The sequence below is a fragment of the Maridesulfovibrio sp. genome (genome assembly GCF_963676065.1).
GTDB lineage: Bacteria > Desulfobacterota > Desulfovibrionia > Desulfovibrionales > Desulfovibrionaceae > Maridesulfovibrio.
In genome coordinates this window covers 2,507,055-2,527,878 of record NZ_OY780933.1, presented here as the reverse complement: position 1 = coordinate 2,527,878, position 20,824 = coordinate 2,507,055, and the positions used below count along the sequence as shown (strand labels likewise).

At 48.2% G+C, this 20,824-nt stretch carries 20 protein-coding genes; 5 read left to right on the top strand and 15 right to left on the bottom strand.

What is annotated here, in order from left to right; genetic code table 11:
- Positions 1–31: 31 nt before the first annotated feature.
- The 6 genes from ACKU35_RS11250 to ACKU35_RS11225 form a co-directional block, all read right to left on the bottom strand.
- A complete protein-coding gene (locus ACKU35_RS11250; protein ID WP_319759313.1) occupies positions 32–2,224 on the bottom strand; it encodes an ATP-dependent RecD-like DNA helicase in 2,193 nt (730 codons plus the stop codon).
- A gap of 74 nt (positions 2,225–2,298) precedes the next feature.
- Complete coding sequence (recR, locus tag ACKU35_RS11245; protein WP_319759312.1) at positions 2,299–2,904, bottom strand: recombination mediator RecR; 606 nt, start codon at positions 2,902–2,904, stop codon at positions 2,299–2,301.
- A gap of 281 nt (positions 2,905–3,185) precedes the next feature.
- Entirely contained in the window at positions 3,186–3,497 is a 312-nt protein-coding gene (locus ACKU35_RS11240) for a YbaB/EbfC family nucleoid-associated protein (protein ID WP_319759311.1), read from the bottom strand.
- Positions 3,498–3,565: 68 nt separating this feature from the next.
- Positions 3,566–5,509, bottom strand: coding sequence for a DNA polymerase III subunit gamma/tau (gene dnaX, locus ACKU35_RS11235; protein WP_319759310.1), 1,944 nt, complete (start codon positions 5,507–5,509; stop codon positions 3,566–3,568).
- Between the two features lie 161 nt (positions 5,510–5,670).
- A complete protein-coding gene (locus ACKU35_RS11230) occupies positions 5,671–6,594 on the bottom strand; it encodes a branched-chain amino acid transaminase (protein WP_319759309.1) in 924 nt (307 codons plus the stop codon).
- 242 nt (positions 6,595–6,836) lie between these two features.
- A complete protein-coding gene (locus ACKU35_RS11225; RefSeq protein ID WP_319759308.1) occupies positions 6,837–7,145 on the bottom strand; it encodes an isoamylase early set domain-containing protein in 309 nt (102 codons plus the stop codon).
- A 338-nt stretch (positions 7,146–7,483) separates the two neighbouring features.
- Between ACKU35_RS11225 and ACKU35_RS11220 the strand changes: the two genes are divergently transcribed.
- The 5 genes from ACKU35_RS11220 to ACKU35_RS11200 all read left to right on the top strand — a co-directional run bounded on the left by ACKU35_RS11220 (position 7,484) and on the right by ACKU35_RS11200 (position 12,558).
- Entirely contained in the window at positions 7,484–8,659 is a 1,176-nt protein-coding gene (locus ACKU35_RS11220) for an aminotransferase class I/II-fold pyridoxal phosphate-dependent enzyme (protein WP_319759307.1), read from the top strand.
- Between the two features lie 88 nt (positions 8,660–8,747).
- Positions 8,748–10,037: a homoserine dehydrogenase gene (locus ACKU35_RS11215; RefSeq protein ID WP_319759306.1), complete on the top strand. Its 1,290-nt coding sequence runs from the start codon at positions 8,748–8,750 to the stop codon at positions 10,035–10,037.
- Between the two features lie 9 nt (positions 10,038–10,046).
- On the top strand, positions 10,047–11,225 hold the full coding sequence (locus ACKU35_RS11210; RefSeq protein ID WP_319759305.1) for a cofactor-independent phosphoglycerate mutase: 1,179 nt from the start codon (positions 10,047–10,049) through the stop codon (positions 11,223–11,225).
- Between the two features lie 5 nt (positions 11,226–11,230).
- On the top strand, positions 11,231–11,641 hold the full coding sequence (locus ACKU35_RS11205; RefSeq protein WP_319759304.1) for a thioesterase family protein: 411 nt from the start codon (positions 11,231–11,233) through the stop codon (positions 11,639–11,641).
- A gap of 131 nt (positions 11,642–11,772) precedes the next feature.
- The gene (locus tag ACKU35_RS11200) at positions 11,773–12,558 is read left to right on the top strand and encodes an amidohydrolase family protein (RefSeq protein WP_319759303.1); all 786 of its coding nucleotides are present in this window, start codon (positions 11,773–11,775) and stop codon (positions 12,556–12,558) included.
- Positions 12,559–12,611: 53 nt separating this feature from the next.
- On the opposite strand, the gene ACKU35_RS11195 is transcribed toward ACKU35_RS11200, so the two are convergent.
- The 9 genes from ACKU35_RS11195 to gpt form a co-directional block, all read right to left on the bottom strand.
- Positions 12,612–13,115: a DUF2867 domain-containing protein gene (locus tag ACKU35_RS11195; protein WP_319759302.1), complete on the bottom strand. Its 504-nt coding sequence runs from the start codon at positions 13,113–13,115 to the stop codon at positions 12,612–12,614.
- The gene (locus ACKU35_RS11190) at positions 13,112–13,483 is read right to left on the bottom strand and encodes a pyridoxamine 5'-phosphate oxidase family protein (protein WP_319759301.1); all 372 of its coding nucleotides are present in this window, start codon (positions 13,481–13,483) and stop codon (positions 13,112–13,114) included. Before ACKU35_RS11190 ends, ACKU35_RS11195 begins: the two co-directional genes overlap by 4 nt.
- A 14-nt stretch (positions 13,484–13,497) precedes the next feature.
- The gene (locus ACKU35_RS11185) at positions 13,498–14,067 is read right to left on the bottom strand and encodes a TetR/AcrR family transcriptional regulator (RefSeq protein WP_319759300.1); all 570 of its coding nucleotides are present in this window, start codon (positions 14,065–14,067) and stop codon (positions 13,498–13,500) included.
- Positions 14,068–14,223: 156 nt separating this feature from the next.
- Positions 14,224–14,721, bottom strand: a complete 498-nt coding sequence (locus ACKU35_RS11180) for a cytochrome c3 family protein (protein ID WP_319759299.1) — start codon at positions 14,719–14,721, stop codon at positions 14,224–14,226.
- A gap of 504 nt (positions 14,722–15,225) precedes the next feature.
- Positions 15,226–16,767: an ABC transporter ATP-binding protein gene (locus ACKU35_RS11175; RefSeq protein ID WP_319759298.1), complete on the bottom strand. Its 1,542-nt coding sequence runs from the start codon at positions 16,765–16,767 to the stop codon at positions 15,226–15,228.
- 8 nt (positions 16,768–16,775) lie between these two features.
- Positions 16,776–17,696: an ABC transporter permease gene (locus ACKU35_RS11170; protein WP_319759297.1), complete on the bottom strand. Its 921-nt coding sequence runs from the start codon at positions 17,694–17,696 to the stop codon at positions 16,776–16,778.
- 63 nt (positions 17,697–17,759) lie between these two features.
- The gene (locus ACKU35_RS11165; RefSeq protein WP_319759296.1) at positions 17,760–18,818 is read right to left on the bottom strand and encodes an ABC transporter permease; all 1,059 of its coding nucleotides are present in this window, start codon (positions 18,816–18,818) and stop codon (positions 17,760–17,762) included.
- A gap of 6 nt (positions 18,819–18,824) precedes the next feature.
- The gene (locus ACKU35_RS11160) at positions 18,825–19,901 is read right to left on the bottom strand and encodes a BMP family ABC transporter substrate-binding protein (RefSeq protein ID WP_319759295.1); all 1,077 of its coding nucleotides are present in this window, start codon (positions 19,899–19,901) and stop codon (positions 18,825–18,827) included.
- A 165-nt stretch (positions 19,902–20,066) separates the two neighbouring features.
- Positions 20,067–20,564 carry a xanthine phosphoribosyltransferase gene (gpt, locus tag ACKU35_RS11155; RefSeq protein ID WP_319759294.1) on the bottom strand — a complete coding sequence of 166 codons (498 nt, stop codon included), beginning with the start codon at positions 20,562–20,564 and terminating at the stop codon, positions 20,067–20,069.
- Positions 20,565–20,824: the final 260 nt, after the last annotated feature.

The window sequence follows — 20,824 nt, the reverse complement described above, 5'->3', positions numbered from 1 at the left end:
TTCCACGGCATCAAGCGAAACATTTAGGTACTTATAATAAATTCTCGTCAAAGATCTGCTTGATGCGATGACGAAGATTGGTAAACCGTTTGCCCGCAGTTACGTTGTTCAAACCGATGTGAAAGGCACGTTTACTGCCGATGAGAACTGCCAGCTTACGGGCCCTTGTAAGCCCGGTATAAAGCAGATTCCGTTGCAATAGCAGGTAATGCTGGGAAACAATCGGCATAACCACCGCCGGATATTCGCTGCCCTGAGACTTATGCACACTGACCGCGTAGGCAAGGGTCAGCTCATCCAGTTCTGAAAGCTCGTAATGCACTATGTTGCCGTCAAATTCGGCGGTAAGCTCATTATCCTCGGTATTAATATACATAACCCGACCGAGGTCTCCGTTAAAGACTTCTTTGTCGTAGTTGTTGCGAAGCTGTAAAACCCGGTCCCCGACACGATATTCCACAAAGCCGCGCTTGAGCCCTTTACCATTACCGGGATTAAGCCTTTCCTGCAGCAAGGCATTCAATTTCTGAGTTCCAACATCACCCTTATGCATGGGAGTAAGAACCTGCACGTCAGTCATGGGATCAAGGCCGTACCGCTCAGGGATTCTTTCGCAGACAGTCTGGGCGATCATCTCCTGCACTTTCAGCGGAGACTCCTGCGGAATCCAGAAAAAGTCCGCCTGCGGAGCCTCTTCGGGATGTCCGAGCGGGAATTCGCCGTCATTAATGCGGTGAGCATTGACTACGATATAGCTTTCCTGAGCCTGACGAAAAATATGATTCAATACGGCACTTGGAACCTTTCCGCTCTTCAAAAGATCAGAAAGCACGTTACCCGGCCCGACGGACGGAAGCTGATTTACATCGCCGACGAAAATCACCCGGCAGGTCAAAGGGACTGCGCGCAGTACAGCAAGGCAAAGCTGGGCATCGAGCATGGAAGCCTCGTCCACGACCAGCACATCAGCCTTGAGCTTCTGATCTTCATTGTAATAAAAACCGCCGCTGTCCGGAGTAAACTGCAACATGCGATGGATGGTGGAAGCCTGTCGCCCGGTTGCCTCAGATAAGCGTTTGGCCGCCCTTCCAGTCGGAGCGGCAAGCTTGATCTTAAGCCCCAGCTCTTTCAAGGTCATGACCACGGCGCGGGTGATGGTGGTTTTACCTGTACCCGGCCCACCGGTGATAATGAAAAATTTATTAATACAGGCTTCTAAGACGGCCTCGCGCTGTTCACCCGAAAGCTCAAATCCGAGTTCAGCTTCAACTTCAGGCAGGGCCTTTTCCACCTTTTCCTGACTTACCGGAGAAGGATGACTGACGAGTCCATGCAGCCGTTTGCATATTTCCCGCTCAAAACGGTAAAAATGCATCAGGAAAACCGCTTCATCTATATCCTGCTCCGGAAGATTTTCCACCCGGACCCGTTTGCGTTCTTCGAGTGAATAGATGCCGTCAGTAATGAGTTCAAGATCAACGCCGCCGAGCATCTTGGCTACATCTTCAACAAGCTTCGCCTTTGGAGAAAACATATGCCCACCCCGCTCGCTTACCGAAAACAAAGAGTAAACGATGGCCGCCTCAATCCGTTGCGGAGAATCGGCCGCAAAGCCCAGCTTAAGAGCCATGTTGTCCGCGGTCTTAAAACCTATACCGCGTATTTCATAAGCCAGCTCATACGGATTTTCGCTGATTTTGGTGACAGCCTGCGCGCCGTAAAGATTAAATATTTTAGCCGCGTAAGTAGGAGGAACTTCGTGAGTGTGCAAAAATAAAATCAGGTTCTTAATCTCACGCTGAGAGGACCATGACTCTTTAATATCTTCCAGCTTTTTCTTGGAAATACCTTTGATTTTAAGCAGCTTTTCCGGTTCATCATCAAGTATATCCAGCACTTCTATGCCGAATTCCTTGACCATGTCTGTTGCGATGGACTCCCCCACACCTTTGATGGATGAAGATTTCAAAAACCGGATAACCCCGGCTTCAGTTGCCGGACGGACCCGCTCATAAAAATCAGCCTCGAACTGACGGCCGAATTTCGGATGCTGTTTCCAGCGTCCATGCAGTTCCACCGACTCTCCGGGAGTCAGTGATCCCAGCACTCCCACAACAGTGATCTGTGAAGGCTCATCTTTGGATGATACACGGGCTACGATGTAACCGTTTTCCTCGTTATGATAAACAACTGTACGGACTTCACCCGTTAAAATATCCGACATCAATTGGTCCTGTGCAGGCCTCCGGCGGCCTCGCGGGGGGCGTGAAATAGTTTTAGTCTAAGGCTTATACTTTTCTACAGCTTCTGGCGGTATTCCAAAGACTGCCGGAGCGTTTCTTTGTCAGTATACTTTACTTCCGATCCGATGGGGATGCCCTGAGCCAAGCGGGAAAGTGAAACTTCAGGAAATTTATTTTCAATCATGTTCTTAATAAATGAGGCAGTCGCTTCGGCGTCAACAGTTGCCCCAAGCGCAAGGATGAGTTCTTTTACTTCGCCTGTGGCAAGACGCTCTTCCAGCTTTTGAAACTCAAGCTGCTGCGGAGTCACTCCGTCCAGCGGAGATAGCAGTCCGCCGAGCACCAGATAATACCCACGATAAAGCCCCATTTCTTCAATAGCCAGCAGGGAATCCCATTCCGAAACAAGACAAAGCTTATCGTGCTCGCGCTTGGGATCGGAACATATTTTACACGGGCAGGTATCAGTAATGCTGGCGCATTGTTCACAGATGCAAAGCTTCTCACGCAGATCAATCACGCTCTGTCCTATGCCCGTAACCTTCTCTCTAGGCATTTTGAGCATGGTCAGCGCAATGCGAAGTGCTGATTTGGGGCCAAGCCCCGGTAACTTTGCAAGCTCTTGGGCTACAACCCGTAGCGGCTCAGGTAAATTTTCCATAAATAAGCCTCCGGCGGCTCTCCGCGGGCTTAAACCCTTTTTGTAAAAAGGGTTTAAGAATCCCAAAAACTTTTAATAAGCTTCGCATCGGTTAACAATAGTACCGTCTAAGCTTCACACACCCACACAAATATTGTGTGGATAAAAATATCACGTAAATCGTCCCCAACTGTACATCTCCTGCGGCGAAGCCCTACTAAATAGTTTTGAAGGGATGGGGTCTGGGGAAGGGAGACTTTTCCGAAAAGTTTCCCTTCCCCTGCCGCCGGAGGCAAAATAATTTAGAACATGCCGGGGATGTTCATACCACCGGTGATGGCGGACATTTCTGATTCCATCATGGCTTTGGCTTTTTTGTTGGCATCGTTAACAGCGGCGAGAACGAGGTCCTGAATCATTTCCACGTCACCGGATTCAACGATAGTAGGATCAATCTTGATTTCAAGCACTTCAGAGGAACCGTTAACTTTCACGTTAACCATTCCGCCACCGGCGGAACTTTCCACTTCACGTGTTTTGAGTTCTTCCTGCAAAGCAGTCATTTTGCGCTGCATAACCTGAGCCTGACGTACGAGATCGTTCATACCTTTCATTATATTACTCCTTGAGATAATTGACTTGTTAATGAAGCCCGAAATATTCGGAGAATCACCCGATATCCTTACACATCCTTACGGGGATCAATGGCAATAATGCTAGCCCCGAAGGATTCCATCACCCTTTGCACATCCGGATGGGCTTCCACCTCATCTCGGATTTCCTGCCTGCTCTTGCGTTTGCCCTTCTTACTGACTTCAATTTTAAGTTCAGCGTCCGGACCGAAATATTCTGAAACAAGGCGCTCGATAACACCACGGGTCTCACGCCCGGCAACCTGTCCCTTATGGAAAGAATTGGCGCATGTCAGTATAATTTTTCCATCAACAAACTCACCCTGACATTTATTCAGACCTGAAATAGAAGCATTTCCGCTGTCCTCAACATATTTTAGAAAGCCCTCGAAATCGCGAGGCCCACTTACAGCAGCCGGAAATGAAGGCTTTACCGGAGCAGGTTCAGGAACATGCTCCAACGGCGGCACTGATTGCGATTCACTGATTTCAGATTCTGGAACCGGAGGGTTCAGGTCGGAAAAGGATTCTGTTTCTGCCCGGTCAGGGAGGGATGAATCATCAGCCCCGGCATCACTTTTGGACCTGCTGCCGGCAGATGCCCCGGACTCAGTTCTGCCCATGGGACGGCCATTAGCACCCGCTCCCTGAGGAGCCATGCCCTGATTCTGAGGCGGAACCTGCTGCTGAACCGGAGGTGGCGTCTGCATGGACTGCTGCCCGCCCCCTTGCCACGGTGGTGTCTGACCGCTTACTCCTGAATTTGCACCGGATGGCTGACCAGCCGGAGGTTGATTCGGCGCGGCATTCTGCCGGGCTTGCCGATTGACAGGAGCAGTAGGAGCAGACTGAGAACGCGGCGCGGATGCAGCGAGTGCTCCGGCCCGTTCCATGGAAATAAGATCGGAAAGGCTGGCCATATTAAGCAGCAAAAGTTCCAGAGCCATTGCAGGTTCAAGGCTGGTCATAACCTTTCGCTGTCCGTCCACCGTCATCTGCCAGCAGGCATGGATAAACGAACGGTCAAAAGTCTGTGCCCATTTCATGAACTCGGCTGCTTCTTCAGAAGAAAGGCCAAGCAGCGGGATTGCCCGTTCACCGGACTGGTTAAGCAGGAACATATTCCGCCAGCAATTTCCAAGCTCGCGGATGAAAAATCCCAGATCCAGCCCGCGTCCGAGCACTTGCTGCACGGTATCGCCTACTAAAACCAGATCACGTTCATGAATAGCCTGCATAAGCGAAAAGAAAACATCTTTCCCGGCAAGACCGAGGATGGAACGGACATCTTCTTCCAGAAGTTTATCACTTCCGAGAGCCAGCACCTGCCCCAGCAGGGACATGGAATCACGAACACTGCCCGCACCGCGTTTTGCGATAAGATCAACCGCGCCCTGCTCGAATTCAATTTTTTCCATACCCAGAATACTGGTGAGATGGGATGTAAGCTCGTCATTAGTGAGCATCTTGAATGCATAATGCTGGCAGCGGCTGATGATGGTGGCCGGGAACTTATGAGTCTCCGTGGTCGCCATGATAAATGTAGCGTGCGGCGGTGGCTCTTCCAGAGTTTTCAGCAGGGCGTTAAAAGCCTGCACGGTGAGCATATGCGCTTCATCGATGATAAAAACCTTATAACGGAATTCAATGGGCGCGTAGCCGATGTCTTCTTTAAGACGACGTGCGTCATCGACCTTACCATGAGAAGCAGCGTCGATCTCAACCACATCCACACCGACCCCGGCTGTGATCTGGCGGCAATTTTCGCACTCATTGCATGGTTCGGCAGTCGGTGCATTTTTACAGTTTAGCGCCTTGGCGAAAATTCTGGCGATGGTGGTTTTACCTACTCCGCGTGTTCCACTGAAAAGATACGCGGGAGCGACCTTATCCTGAGCCGCAGCACGGGAAAGGATAGTTTTGACTGCATTCTGTCCGGCGACTTCACCAAAAGTCTGCGGACGATATTTTGCTGTCAGATTCGATGTACTCATTCTATGCCTTCGGCGACCCTGCCGGGGGCCTTAAAACCTTTTTGCAGAAAGGGTTTAAGAATCCCAAAAACTTTTATGATGCTACGCATCATTAATTTATAAAACGTAAAAAAATCGATTGGTGACCAGTGCAACACCGGTCACCAATCAATATTTAAATACTAAACTTCGTAGTAATCCAGCCAGCCTTTGTACTTCTCATTTCCACCTTTAACGGCGTTGAAGTATTCTTTCTGGAGGACAGTACCGATGGGGCCGCGTTTGCCTTCACCGATTACACGGTTATCCACTTCGCGGATGGGAGTAACTTCCGCGGCGGTACCGCAAAAGAAAGCCTCATCAGCAATGTAAAGTTCGTCACGGGTGAAAAGCTGCTCTACCACTTCGTAGCCGAGATCACGTGCAACCTGCATCAGGCTTGCGCGGGTAATACCGGGCAGAACGGAAGTAAGCGGGGTAGTTTTGATCAGGTTATCTTTCACGATGAAGATATTTTCACCGGTTGCTTCGGAAACAAAACCGGAAGTATCAAGCATGAGAGCTTCATCGTAACCGTCTTTAACAGCTTCAACCTTGGCAAGGATGGAGTTGACGTAGTTACCGCATGCCTTGGATTTGGTCATCATGGCATTCACATGATGGCGGTTGAAAGAAGAGGTTTTGACCCGGATACCCTTTTCAAGGGCTTCTTCTCCGAGATAAGCTCCCCAGGGCCATGTTGCGATACAAACACGGATGGGGTTCGCGCCGGGATGAACACCCATGGCACCGTCACCGATAAAAACCAGCGGACGGATGTAACCTTCTTTCAGGCCGTTCACTTTCATGGTTTCTAAAATTGCGTCATGAATTTCTTCCACGGTAAAAGGAATGGTCAGACCAAGAATTTTTGCGGAATCGAAAAGACGAACAACATGTTCACGAAGCCTGAAAACAGCTGATTTTCCGTCAACTGTAGCATATGCACGAATACCTTCAAATACCCCAGCACCGTAATGCAGAGTATGAGTCAGCACATGAACCTGTGCGTCATCCCAATTGACAAATTCACCGTCAAACCAGATTTTTTCTGCTTTTTGAACCATTACGTCCCCCTAATTTTTCTTCTATAAATATAGTAAGCGCAAGCCACATTCAGGCCCGCTTGATTACAACACTGAACAACAGAATGAATGAAGCTAAAAAAAAGAGGGTCCAAGGTCAAGAAGGAACGGAGATATCAGGGTCGGGAAATGAGAAAAAAGACGCAGATCACTATGTGGACGGGAGCATCAACTGCTCCCGTCCATAATATGAATCTTAAATATGAATATTCAATAATAAACTTTTAAACGCTGACCACCGAATTCTCACAATCTCCGTAAGGAGTCGTCTCGGTGCTGTCCGGGGCGGTATCATTGAACCAGATATTTTCTCCGGCCAGATAACGGAACTGGTAATCTCGGCCTGTTTCGAGGTCTACGGTAACGGAATATTTACCGTTTTTAAGTTTTTTCATAGGAGTAGAATTCTCATCCCAATCGTTAAAATCACCAACCAGATAGATGGATTCACCATTTTCAACCTGATCTTTCTCCACTTCAAACTTAACTTTGCAAACAGGCTTGCTTTTAAGGAATCTCTTGGAAAGAGCCACCGGGTCCTCCTGATGGTTTTTAAATTTCAAAACAACAACTATAAAATTTTTACTGTTAATAATTAATCGTTATTTTTTTTCATTGTCAACATTTGAAAAAAAAATACATATAACCGTCACTCCGACAATTACAAACCTTATTCACCAAAAATCATTTTTTTAAGACATCTAATCACCAAAATTTAATACTATGCAAATATATCTCTTTTAATTTAAAAATAAACCAAAATTAATACTGCTGAATAAGAGACCTATCAGACAAATAATCATTTTGACAGCAAGAGTCGCCACAGGTAAGTATAAACTTCAAGTTTATATATTATTTAGGAGTAACGACCATGGACAAATTTCCAAGAGTTCACCGGCTGCCCCCCTATGTGTTTGCCAAGGTGAACGAACTGAAAATGCAGATGCGCCACGAAGGTGAGGACATCATCGATCTTGGCATGGGAAACCCTGATTTACCCACCCCGCAACACATTGTAGACAAGCTGATTGAAGCGGCGAACAAGCCTGCCAACCATCGCTACAGTGCGTCCAGGGGAATCAAAGGCCTTCGCAGAGAAATGGCGCTTTGGTATAAAAGAAGGTATGGCGTTGAACTGGATTATGATCAGGAAGTGGTCGTTACCATGGGCGCCAAAGAGGGGCTGGCGCACTTGGCGTTGGTTATGCTTTCACCCGGTGACGTTGTATTCGCACCGGACCCGTCATACCCTATCCACCCTTACGCAAGTATAATCGCCGGGGCGGATGTAAGACGCATTCCCATCGGTGTTGACAGGGATTTCTTTGAAGATCTTGAGCTGGCTATGCGTCAGACATGGCCCAAGCCGAAGCTGCTGATCATCAACTATCCGCACAACCCCACCGGGGTTACTGCCGAAATTCCTTTTTTTGAAAGAATCGTAGATTTCGCAAAAGAAAACGACCTGCTGGTCATTCACGACCTTGCATACGCCGACTTCACTTTTGACGGCTACGAGGCACCAAGCTTCCTGCAGGCACGCGGAGCAAAGGATGTGGGGGTCGAATTTTTCTCCCTGTCCAAAAGTTATTCCATGCCCGGCTGGCGTGTGGGATTCTGCTGCGGTAACCGTGAAATGGTTCAGGCCCTGACCCGCATCAAAAGTTATCTGGACTACGGACTGTTCCAGCCCATCCAGATCGCCGCCTGCCATGCCCTTTCCGGTCCGCAGGAATGCGTACGTGAAATCATGGATATTTATCAGGACCGTCGCGATGCGCTTTGCGAAGGTTTACAACGCATCGGCTGGGATGTAACACCGCCCAAGGCCACCCAGTTCATCTGGGCGCCTATCCCGGAACAGTTCAAGGATATGGGCTCGGTGGAATTCTCCAAAATGCTGCTGCGTGAATGCAAAGTGGCAGTTGCACCCGGACTTGGTTTCGGACACTACGGGGACGACCATGTCCGCATGGCCCTTGTAGAAAACAGGCAAAGAATCAATCAGGCCGTGCGCGGCATGAAAGACCTTTTCGCAAAAGGTTAAAAGATAACTATTCAAATTTCTAACAGGCTGCGATATAACGCGGCCTGTTAGTTATTTTGAACTCCGTGAAATGAATTAAGAGGTTTTAATGCAAACTGTTAAGCTTGCCATCGCCGGATTCGGCACAGTCGGAACCGGACTTGCCCGGATTTTGGAAGAAAATGAAGATGTGATCCTCGCACGATGCGGGAAAAAATTTGAAATCGCATCCATTCTTGTCCGCGACGTGAACAAAAAAAGAGATTTTCTGCCCGGACCTGAAGTAAAATTCACCGCAGATCTCGACGAATTCACATCCAGCCCGAATATAGACATTGTCGTGGAGCTCATGGGCGGCACCACCGTGGCCAAGGAAATCGTCATCAAAGCCCTTGAAGCAGGCAAGCACGTAGTCACGGCTAATAAACATCTGCTGGCTGAGCACGGCATTGAACTTTTCAAGATAGCGGCAAAAAATAAAGTCGGCCTGTACTACGAATCAAGCGTAGCAGGCGGCATTCCCATTATCCAGTCCATCAAGGATTCACTGGCCGGGAACCGTATTAAATCCATTGTCGGCATCCTGAACGGAACCGCCAACTACATTCTTTCAGAAATGTCCACCAATGATCTGGAGTTCGAAACCGCCCTGAAACAGGCCACCGAACTGGGCTACGCAGAAGCAGATCCGACCTTCGACATCGAAGGAATCGACGCCGCTCACAAAGTCTGCGTGCTGACCCGTGTCGCCTACGGCAAAGACTACCCGCTGGCTGAGCTGCCTATAGAAGGCATCACAAAGATTGAAGGGCAGGATATCCGCTTTGCCCGTGAATTCGGCTATCGCGTCAAGCTCATTGGAGCGGTTCAAGACGTAGGCGGAAAACTTGAGGCCGGTGTTTTTCCGGCACTGGTAAAATACACCCTGCTGCTGGCCCGTGTAGGCGGAAACTACAACGCCGTTAGAGTTGAAGGTAATGCCGTGGGCCCCGCCTTTTTTCACGGTCAGGGTGCTGGATCACTGCCCACAGGAAGCGCGGTTCTGGCCGACATAATGGCCCTTGCGAAGACAGATAGACCGGATAACACCGGCTTTTGCAACGCTCCCATTGAAAAAGCAAATATTCTCGCTCCGGAACTTGCGACCTCGGAATACTACTTTCGCTTTACCGTACAGGATAAGGCCGGGGTTATGGCGGCACTTTCCAAGTGCCTCGCAGAACATAATATTTCCATTGCGCAGGCTGTGCAGAAAGGTCATCCCGAAGATAAGGATATACCCGTTGTTTTCACCACCTATAAGTCCAGCACCAAGGACGTGAAAGCAGCTATTGCCGAGATCGACAAAATGCCCTTCATCACCAGACCGACTATGTCCATGCGCATTTTAAAAGGATAATTTTTACATATGAAACTCATTTTTCTCATCGCCGACGGAATGGGCGGCTGGCCCATTGAAGAACTGGGCAACAAGACCACCCTTGCAGCTGCCGATACTCCGAATATGGACATGCTGGCCGGAAAAGGGTTGATCGGAACATGTCGTACCGTGCCTAAAGGAATGGCTCCCGGATCAGATATTGCGAATATGTCTCTGCTGGGTTTTGATCCCGCCACTTACCACACCGGTCGCGGCCCCATCGAGGCAGCGGCTCAGGGTCTAAAACTTGACCCTGATGATCTGGTCTGGCGCATGAATCTGGTCAATCTTTCCGAACTCACGGAAAACGGCACCATGTACGATTACTCTTCCGGTCACATCGGAACTGATAAATCCGTACCGCTGGTGGAAAAGCTGCAGGCCGAACTCGGTAACGATGAATTTACTTTTTACCCCGGTATTCAGTATCGCCATCTGCTGGTTCAGAAAGGCGGAGCGAAGCAGATGGAAGCGGAGCTGCACATACGTCCGCCCCACGACCTGACCGATAAGTCCATCGATGAAGACGTCCGTGAATTTGCCAAAAGTCCTAGACTGGATAAACTGGTACGTGACGCGGCCAAACTTCTTGCCGAAAACGGAACCAAGGCTGTCTCCATCTGGCCATGGGGGCAGGGCCGTCCGCTGATTCTGCCACCTTTTGAGAAAAAATTCGGCTTGAAGGGCGCGGTGATCTCCGCAGTGGACCTGATCAAGGGACTCGGAAATGCTTCGGAAATGGAAGTTATCGACGTAGAAGGAGCCACCGGACTGGTGGATACCAACTACGAAGGCAAGGTTGAGGCAGCTCTCAAATTTCTTGAACACGGCGACTTCGTATACGTTCACCTTGAAGGGCCGGATGAGTCCGGGCACATGGGCAGCGTTGAAGACAAGATCAAATCCATAGAGCGTTTTGATTCCCGCATTGTGGCTCCGTTGCTGGAGAAATATCCTCTGGATAAAGCAAATTACGTGATCACCTGCGACCACTACACTCCAATAGAAACCAGAACCCACGATGAAACACCGGTTCCATTTATTATGACCTCACCACGCTTGATAGCCTCCGGCGAGACTTCGTTTACCGAAGAGAATGCTGACCGGGCCGGAATAATTATCCCGGACGGGCATAAATTCATGCAGTGGGTATTAAAGAAGATCTAATAATCATGAACAACGAATTCCCGACTCCGCATTCATGGCTGTCCCACAGCGTGTCATACGGTGAAACAGATGCCATGGGTGTTGTATATTACGCAGAATACCTGCACTTTTTTGAACGCTCCCGTTCACTCTTTATTCGTGAACGGGGAATGAGCTATGCCGAAGTTGAAGAACGCGGCATCTATCTGCCGGTACGTGAGGCTTCATGCCGCTACCGCACCCCTGCGCATTATGATGACCAATTAAGCATTCAGGTCGGCATCAGTCAGTGGAAACGAGCTTCCATCAAGTTCATCTACGACATTTACAAGGATGACCGCTCTACACTAGTCGCAACCGGATTTACCGAGCATGCCTGTGTAAATAAAGATGGACGCCCTGTCCGCGTCCCGGAATGGCTTAAAGAAATATTTTAATCAAACCTTTAATCCCCGCTCGAGACTCTCGTCATTTTTTCTGACTTCAGATTCCCGTGAGAGGAAATAAACAGGGTGTGAATTTTTATATTCACACCCTGATTCAGTAATTTCAAACACGGATAACAACCATGTATTACGACGTCCATACACACGCATTTCACCCAAAAATCGCTGACAAAGTTATTAAGCAACTTCATGATCACTACGGCATAACAGCAGTTGGAAACGGACATCCTGAAGACATTCTCAACCGTGCATCACGGGCAGGACTGGACAGAATCATCATCCATACCGCCGCTACGTCACAAGATCAGGTCATTCCGGCTAACAACTGGTCCATTGAGCTTGCAAAATCCGATGAACGGATCATCACTTTCGGGACCATGCACCCGGATTACGCCGACCCGGAGAGAGAATTTGACCGCCTTGAACGCAACGGGATCAAGGGCCTGAAATTTCATCCCGACTTTCAGGGATTCTTCATGGATGATCCTAAATTTTACCGCATAATGGAAATGATACAGGGCCGTTTTGTATGCATGTTCCACATCGGCGATAAGCTACCGCCTGAGAAAAATCCATCCTGCCCGCTTAAGCTGAAAAAACTGCTCCTCAACTTTCCGAAGCTAAAAGCTATCGGCGCGCACATGGGAGGACTGTATCACTGGAAAATGGTTGCTGAAGAATTGGCGGGCATGGACGTTTATTTCGATACATCCAGTTGCCTGCCGTTCGTAGACAGAAAAATACTTCATGAAATCATCAACAAACATCCACGGGAAAAGATTCTGTTCGGCAGCGATTATCCGCTGTATGACCCTCAAGAGTCTATGAAAGAGCTACAGCATGTACTTAAATTGAAAGACAGCGAACTTGAAATTCATATGTCCGCAGTGGAAGAATTGCTTGAATAAAATGTAACCGTCATAATGAAAGATAAAACGCACAAGGTCTGCCTTGTGCGTTTTTATTTTGCTGCATAATTAGCCATGCAATAGACCACTAAATGGCTGAACGGCTTGATCAGGTTAAAGTAAACCGGGCCGGTCCAATGTGTATAGTGAACAATTGTAAATACATGGTAAAGATGTATGCCATTTTCAGCAGACTCTAAAACCACTCCGATATATCCGGTGAGATGCGTATCTTCGACTGCACCGAGCCAGAATTTATCCGCTTCAAAACCAACTGAATTAAAGAAATCAACCTGTCCGCCACGTTTGAAATTGTAATCAGAGACTTTAAGACCGTGATCCATAAACTCGTTATGTTTGAACCCCATTATTCGGGCCAGTACACCTCTGACTTTATACAGGAGAGTAAGCCACCCCGGCTTGTAGGACATCAAACGGATCAGAAAATCCTCCATATTGCGTCGACTTTTAAACTTCACACTATAGACATGATCGGCGTTAGCGCAAATTTTTTGCAGTTGGGGAATTGAATTTAAGATTGCTTCAGATTGGCTCATGGATTCATCCTCCCCGCTTCAAGACCTTCAATGCGTACCACCTCAAACTCGCGAACTGTATTCATACCCTTCCAAAGTAAATCATATCCTTTGAGGAAGCGGTACAGACTTACTTTGCCAAGGAAAGTATCTATCTCAGCCTGAGTCGCTTTTCGCCTTAGTCCTGTTCGGCAAAACAGCCTTAGGGCTGGCTGAGACGGAAAGCGGCCTTGCCACAAAGATTTAATCCAGAAACCCGCTCCCGGCTGGGCTGCCATAAGAGTCATGCGAGCATCACATTCGATGTTTACGCGCACTATAGCCAAAGACGCATGTTCTACTTTAGCAAACAGTTCTTCAACCTCATTCCATAAAATATTTGACTGCATGATACATACCCCCTTTACTTTACGGGAATCCGGTACAACTCCTGCTTCATTGTTTCCAGAATACAGCTATGCTCTTTTTCCGAAATGTTTTTCCCCATCATCCGAACACCTAAAAACATAGAGTAACTTATTTTGGAAAGCAGGGTTGCCCGCTCAGAATCCCCACTTATCTCTTCAAAAATTAATCGCAAATACTCGATTCGCATACTGTCGACACGCTCGATATACTTCTGTGCCAGCTCATCATGCAAAGCCCACGCCCTGATACTGGTCTCGGCTCCAGAGGGCAGCTTGTGTGCTTTCTCGACAATCAAGTTGAATCGCTCAGTTGCATCAACACCCTCGTCGGCAGCTTCGATGCTGGCAAGCGTCCAGCCCTCCAGCCAATGCTCAAGCATCCTTTCCAGAAAATCAGCGCGATTCTCGAAGTGATGATAAAAAGACCCCTTCGTCACTTTCAGCTTCCGGCACAGGGCATCAATTGTCAGCTGCTGAATACTTTCAGTTTCGAGCAACTTTAAGCCTGCATCCAGTAAATCTGCAGCACAATGCCGGAGCTCATTCCCTGTCGAATTCTTTGTCATTCCACCTCCTGCCTTTCAATACCATACCGTATGGTATGTTAAAATTATACAAAGCATAAAACAAAGTCAACATACAAGAGTCATAAAAAAAGAGCCGTCTGTAGGGCAACCACAGACGGCTCTAGCGTACAACCTCGAAAAGTTATGAAATACTTTCTAGTTGTGTGCTCTATCGCGTTTTGGGTGACAAGCGTTGTTTGCGCAAGGAGCAGTAGCGATATCAGTTTCGCCTGCCTTGTTCATTTCAACGTGGCAACCACGGCAGCTTCTGTCACTCTTAAGAGTATGGAACGCCTTAAAGTAAGAATGAGGCTCACCTTTATGTTTCAGTTCATCATGACAGCCGGCGGCAGCACAGCTTTTGATCTGAGATTTGCCGTCCCAAGTATGGTGGCATTTACCACAGTTAACATCCTGATGATCAAAGTGAGAGAACTTAACCGGGGTAAAACGAACCTGATTGAGCACTTCAGGACGTTTAAATTCAAGGTTTACAGGGAATCTTACAACCAGATCTTCGGAAACAATTTCAATCTTTTTGTCAGCGGAGATGCTTGCAATCTCCTCACTGAGATTACTGGTCGCAGTTGAGTAAATAATTACGAGAACGGCAAAGACCACTGCCGCCCCAACATACAGAAAATTCGTCTTCATTCTAATCCTCCTCATGAAAGTAGATTTTATCTACTCAAATTCGAGGATTATTTCAATAAAAATACGTAGATGTACAAACTATGCAACGGTAGAAAACAGTAGTTTTCATGACTACACAACGAACATTGAGAAAAATTTCACACAAATCTATTTTATATAAAAATGTCATCATAAATAACAAAACAACTACAACTTTTAAGATCAACATAATTTTACACAGCTCAACCCTTCAAAGTTATATTCAACATGACAAGTTTTGAACTTTTTTACACTAACAGATTAGTTAAAATCCTCAATTCAAGATCATATAAATTAATTTCAGGAACTAAAAAAACTTCTTTTTTTTCTATAATGACGCAATTCTAACCCTGTCTTGAATAACAAGCATTCACATACGAGAATCTACACTTCGTCTTATATTCAAAACAATCAAAAACCCCGCTCTGTAAAACAAAGCGGGGTTGCTTAACTATCTCTACTTAGTCCGTTTATAAAACTAAATATTTATTCTTTTACTCCGGCCATGAGTAAACCGATTTTGTCCACTTTTGCTTTATCTGTAACTGAGAATTCGTCCATAATCTGGCCGCAGTACATTACTGCCACCCGATCGGCTAGTTGCAGCGCTTCCCCAAGATCCCCTGTTATAAGCAGTATTCCGGCTGTTTTCCGGGCCATAAGCAACCTGTTCCAGACTTCCTCGGTAGCTGAAATGTCCAAACCCTGAGTAGGCTGTTCGGCTACAATCAGGTAAGGCTGACGATAGAGTTCACGAGCGAGTACCATCTTCTGTAGGTTTCCGCCAGAAAGCTGCCACGCCAGAGCCCGGATGCGACCGGGACGCACATCATATTCCTCAACAAGTTCTTCAGCCACTTTGGCGGCCTTATCATGCTGAATCAAGGGACCTGAAGAAAATCCCTGCCGCGTGGTCAAAAGCAGATTATCCACCAGATCCAGATTACGGGCAGTGGCAAGATCCAAACGATCTTCCGGAATATAAGACATGGAATTATTCCAGGTCATCTCTGCGAAAAAATTACGCCACGGCTTGCCCATGATAAAAATTGTATCTTTGGGAGGCTTACGCATCCCGCACACGCCTTCAACTAGTTCCTGCTGACCGTTACCGGCAACTCCCACTATGGCTACGACCTCGCCCTTGCGTACATTCAGATTGATATCACGCAGGCCAATTCCGGTCATATTCTTAACATCCAGAACCTTATCGCCGACTTCAACTTCTTCTTTGTTTACTTCGAGGATAACCTCTTTACCGACCATGCGGCAGGCAAGATCAGCCTTGGAAGTAATTTTATCACGCGGGACTTCGCCGTCCACAACGCCACGGCGCAAAATAGCGACCTCGTCGGCGATGGCCATAACCTCTTCCAGCTTGTGACTGATAAAGACTACGGACTTTCCCTGACGGGTCATGGCCCAGAGGGCTTCAAACAGGCGGAAAGCTTCGCGGGGAGTAAGAACCGCTGTCGGCTCATCAAAGATCAACACTTTGCTTTCGCGGTAAAGCAGCTTCAGGATTTCAACTCGCTGCTTCTCGCCCATGGACAGACTCGAAACAATGGCGGAGGGATCAATCTCAAGCTCATAATCTTCAGCAAGCTTGCGGACGCGTTTTTCCATCTCTTTTGGATTGACGAAAAAGCCGCCCTCCTGCCCGAGAAGCACATTTTCGGCCACAGTCATGGAATCAACCAGCATAAAATGCTGGTAAACCATACCTACGCCGGCCTTGATGGCATCCTTGGAATTGGAGAAATCAACACGCTGCCCATCAACTTCTATATAACCTTCGTCCGGGCGAAAACGTCCGGCAAGCATGGACATAAGCGTGCTCTTGCCTGCTCCGTTCTCTCCGAGCAAAGCTTTAATGCGGCCCGGATAAAGATCCAGTGAAATATTATTATTCGCTATAACCTTGCCGAACCGTTTGGTTATGCCTTTAAGCGAAATAAGAGGAGGACAACCTTCGAATCCGGTAGCCTTCTGACATTCGGGACGGGTGAAATCCTGATGTACACTCATACCACAACCTATCCTTCGGGCTCGATGTTGATGCCCAGATGAGCAGGAGCACTACCGCTACGGCCACGAACTGCTGAAAAAATCAGTACCAAAATGGTCAAGGCATAAGGCAGCATAAGCAGCAAAGTGGACGGAATGTGAGTTCCCACGGCCTGTAAACGTAGCTGAAAAGCCATTACTCCACCGAAAAGATAAGCTCCGAAAACAGCCCTGCCCGGTCTCCAGAATGCGAAGATAACGAGAGCAACCGCAATCCAGCCCCGCCCGCCTGAAAGGCCGTTGGCCCAGAGATGGGTGTAGGCAAGAGAAAGATAAGACCCGCCGAGCCCGATCAGGAATCCACCGCCCAAAAGCGCGATCCAGCGCAGTCGGATGGCTTTCAGCCCGACAGCCGCCGCAGCAGCAGGTTTCTCACCGACAGCAGTAATCGCAAGACCGAGACTGGTGCGATTAATAAAAAACATAAATAAAATAGGGATCAGGTAAGAAACGTAGACAAGCGCGTCCTGTTTGAAAAAAATATTCCCAAGGTATGGAATAGCTGAAAGCAGCGGCATGCTGAATTTATCAAAACCATTTGTTGCTGTGCCGATGTACGGTGTGCCGAGGAAATTGCAAAGCCCGACGCCGAGAATTGTCAAAGCAAGGCCGGAAACGACCTGATTACCAAGGCAGGTAATGCAGACAATGCCGTGAAGAGCAGCCATAAATGTTCCGGCCAGCCCACCGGCGATGAAGCCGAGCCACGGATTACCGGTGGTCATGGTAATGAAAAAAGCCGCAAAAGCCGCCATACTCATCATACCCTCGACACCGAGGTTGAGCACCCCGCCCTTCTCAGTGAGAATCTCACCAAGGGTCGCGTAGAGGATCGGTGTTCCGGACTGCACCGTGGCAGCCAGCAAAGGGACAATAAAACTTTCTAACATTAGAACCATCCATGTGATTATTGCCACCGGAGGCGAAATCAAATTATCAAAAGCGCGTAGCGCCTAATTCTTCTTAACTATCTTATACGTAACAAACATCTGGCCGGCGAGCACAGAAAGAAGAATCAATCCTTCCATGATGGACCCGAAAGAGGCCGGAGTCTGTAACTCAAGCTGCATATTCTCCACTCCCACACGTAGCGCGGCAAGCAGGTATGCGGAGATTCCGATATAGAGGGGGTGCAGTCTGGCCAGCCACGCAACAACAATAGCGGTATATCCGTAACCGACCATGATGGACGGCTGAAGCCTGTTGATCGTGGCGGAAGCTTCAATACAGCCGGCCCATCCGGCAAGAGCGCCGGAGATAGCCATAACCAGAATAGTCAGCATTCCGTAAGGCAACCGGGAATACATAGCTATACGCTCACCCTCGCCGGCAACTTTGATCTCAAAACCGAGTCTCGTAAAACGCATGAATGCCCACATGGCAACGCCGGCCCCGACACAAATCGCGAATCCCCAGTGCAGACGGGTATCACCGATCTGCCCGATAATGGCTGCCGGAGAAAATTCCGGGGTAACGGGAAAGCCGAAACTGGCCGGGTCCTTCCATGCACCGAATACGAGATATTGCAGCAGCAGTATCGCGATATAATTGAGCATGAGGGTGGAAATAATTTCATTCACCTGCAATTTAAGCCGCAGTATAGCAGGGATATAAGCCCAGACTGCGCCGAAAATAGCCGCACAGATAAACATCAACGGCATGAGCAGGAATCCGGGCAGATCAGGAAAGGTGAGCGCGGCCCATGTAGCCCCTATAGCTCCGAGCGCAAACTGCCCTTCAGCCCCGATATTCCAGACCTGCATCCTGAAGGCCGTGGCGACGCCCAGTGCACAGAGAAAAATGGGAATAGATTTTAAAAGGGCATCTTCCAAAGCCCATGAAGCACCAAAGGACCCCTGCCAAAGCACGAAGAGTCCTTGAACAGCAGATTTTCCCTGCAATTCTAGCAGGAGCGCGCTGATCCCGAAAGATAGAACCAGAGCGCCCACGACGATAAACGGGGCGCCCCAGCTCCAAGGTTCATCACGCTTTTGTAAGCGATAACCCAACATAAATTATTACTTGGTATTCCCGATTACACCATCAACAAACCACATCATACCGAGCATTTCAGGATCGGTCATGGATTTTCCGGCGGGAACAATTACTTTACCGTTCTGATCCTTGAGGGGACCAGCGAAAATAACATTTTTGCCGTCAATAATATCCTGCTTTACAGCAGCAACTTTGTCCTTAACATTCTGGGGAACCATGGGACCGAAAGGTGCGATATCCACAACACCCTGATCCATGCCCCACCAGAGAGACTCGTCACCCTGCCATACGCCGTCACGCAGCTGCTCAACAGCATTCTTGAACAGGGGAGCCCAGTTCCAGATAGCAGCGGTCAGGTGAGACTTGGGAGCCATATTGGACATATCGGAGTTGTAAGCGATGGAGTATTTGCCGCGTTCCTGAGCAGCTTCCTGCGGGCCGGGGGAATCCTGGTGCTGGGTGATAACGTCAGCTTTCATATCCAACAGGGAGATAGCCGCATCTTTTTCCAGTGCGGGATCGTACCATGTCTTGGTCCAGACAACACGAACAGTTGCTTTGGGATTAACGGAGCGAACACCGAGGGTGAAAGCGTTGATACCGCGGATAACTTCGGGAATCGGGAAAGCGGCAACGTAACCGATCACATTGGACTTAGTCATCATACCTGCTACGATACCGGTCAGATAACGGGCCTGATACATGCGGCCAAAGTAATTGCTCATGTTCGGGGTGCTTTTGAAACCGGAGCAGTGCATGAACGCGGTCTTAGGGAACTTCTTGGAAACTTTAACCATGGGATCCATGTAACCGAAGCTGGTTCCGATAACCATGTCATAACCTTTACGTGCAAAGTTCAGCATAACTCTTTCTGAGTCCGGGCCTTCTGCAACGGATTCGACAAATGAGGTTTCAACCCACGGCAGAGCATCAATAGCCTTACGACCCTGATCCTGAGCGTAGGAATAGCCCTCGTCGCCAACGGGGGAAATATAGACAAAACCGACTTTAACTTTATCCTTCTTGGCACCGGCAAACGCTACAGAAGCCAGCATCACGGACATGGCCGCAACAATGGCCATAAGCAGAACTTTACGCATTATCCACTCCTTGAGAATTAGTTAGAAACCCTGGTGAAGTTCCGTATCAACGAAGCTTCACATATTTATCAAACAAAAAAACAAATACACAACCAGCCCCCGGACTCCCTTTGTCCGCAAGCTGGCAATGCAAATGTCTGTACTAAGCCGTATTAAGACTATGTCTTAACTATTATCTTCCTGAGAAGCCTTCACAATGGGCTGAGCGAACTGAGTCGCGCTGTCCCACGGAAAGAGAATCCAGGTATCCTGACTGACTTCCGTGATATAAGTATCTACCAAAGGTCGACCTTCAGGCTTGGCGTAAATCGTGGCAAAATGTGCCTTAGGCACCATCTCCCGAACCAGTCTGGCAGTTCCGCCGGTGTCCACAAGGTCATCCACCAGCAACCAGCCTTCGCCGTCGCCTTTGAAATCTTTAAGCACAGTAGCTTTCTTTTCCTGAACTTTCCAATCATATGTAGAAATGCAGACGGTGTCGATAAGTCTTATATCGAGCTCACGGGCCAGAATCGCGGCGGGCACCAGTCCCCCGCGGGTAATGGCCAGAATGCCTTCAAAGGGTCCTTTCTCAAGCAGCCGCCATGACAAGGCTCTGCAATCGCGTTGCAATTGTTCCCATGAAATGGGATACATTTTATTATATCTGTCTGCCTTGGACAATTTATCCTCTCCTTAATTTCCATGTATGCACGCGAATTTCCCTAGCCCAAGGAAAGGACAAGGGCAACATAAAAATAAACGCTTTTCCACATTTATGAAAATTCAGGCTGACTTTATTCCTGAAAAACATCGTTGCAGTTACCATAATACAACACTCAAAAACGGCAAACACCTTTTTTCAGCATAAAAATCCAGCACCAAACTTCCGCAATTTCAATTTTTTGGTTTTACATAAGATTGCGCCGGAGTTAAAAGAATTG

Coding starts and splice junctions, on each gene's coding strand:
- ACKU35_RS11250 (WP_319759313.1), bottom strand. CDS start 2,224: ATGTCGGATATTTTAACGGGTGAAGTCCGTACAGTTGTTTATCATAAC.
- recR (WP_319759312.1), bottom strand. CDS start 2,904: ATGGAAAATTTACCTGAGCCGCTACGGGTTGTAGCCCAAGAGCTTGCA.
- ACKU35_RS11240 (WP_319759311.1), bottom strand. CDS start 3,497: ATGAAAGGTATGAACGATCTCGTACGTCAGGCTCAGGTTATGCAGCGC.
- dnaX (WP_319759310.1), bottom strand. CDS start 5,509: ATGAGTACATCGAATCTGACAGCAAAATATCGTCCGCAGACTTTTGGT.
- ACKU35_RS11230 (WP_319759309.1), bottom strand. CDS start 6,594: ATGGTTCAAAAAGCAGAAAAAATCTGGTTTGACGGTGAATTTGTCAAT.
- ACKU35_RS11220 (WP_319759307.1), top strand. CDS start 7,484: ATGGACAAATTTCCAAGAGTTCACCGGCTGCCCCCCTATGTGTTTGCC.
- ACKU35_RS11215 (WP_319759306.1), top strand. CDS start 8,748: ATGCAAACTGTTAAGCTTGCCATCGCCGGATTCGGCACAGTCGGAACC.
- ACKU35_RS11210 (WP_319759305.1), top strand. CDS start 10,047: ATGAAACTCATTTTTCTCATCGCCGACGGAATGGGCGGCTGGCCCATT.
- ACKU35_RS11205 (WP_319759304.1), top strand. CDS start 11,231: ATGAACAACGAATTCCCGACTCCGCATTCATGGCTGTCCCACAGCGTG.
- ACKU35_RS11200 (WP_319759303.1), top strand. CDS start 11,773: ATGTATTACGACGTCCATACACACGCATTTCACCCAAAAATCGCTGAC.
- ACKU35_RS11195 (WP_319759302.1), bottom strand. CDS start 13,115: ATGAGCCAATCTGAAGCAATCTTAAATTCAATTCCCCAACTGCAAAAA.
- ACKU35_RS11190 (WP_319759301.1), bottom strand. CDS start 13,483: ATGCAGTCAAATATTTTATGGAATGAGGTTGAAGAACTGTTTGCTAAA.
- ACKU35_RS11185 (WP_319759300.1), bottom strand. CDS start 14,067: ATGACAAAGAATTCGACAGGGAATGAGCTCCGGCATTGTGCTGCAGAT.
- ACKU35_RS11180 (WP_319759299.1), bottom strand. CDS start 14,721: ATGAAGACGAATTTTCTGTATGTTGGGGCGGCAGTGGTCTTTGCCGTT.
- ACKU35_RS11175 (WP_319759298.1), bottom strand. CDS start 16,767: ATGAGTGTACATCAGGATTTCACCCGTCCCGAATGTCAGAAGGCTACC.
- ACKU35_RS11170 (WP_319759297.1), bottom strand. CDS start 17,696: ATGTTAGAAAGTTTTATTGTCCCTTTGCTGGCTGCCACGGTGCAGTCC.
- ACKU35_RS11165 (WP_319759296.1), bottom strand. CDS start 18,818: ATGTTGGGTTATCGCTTACAAAAGCGTGATGAACCTTGGAGCTGGGGC.
- ACKU35_RS11160 (WP_319759295.1), bottom strand. CDS start 19,901: ATGCGTAAAGTTCTGCTTATGGCCATTGTTGCGGCCATGTCCGTGATG.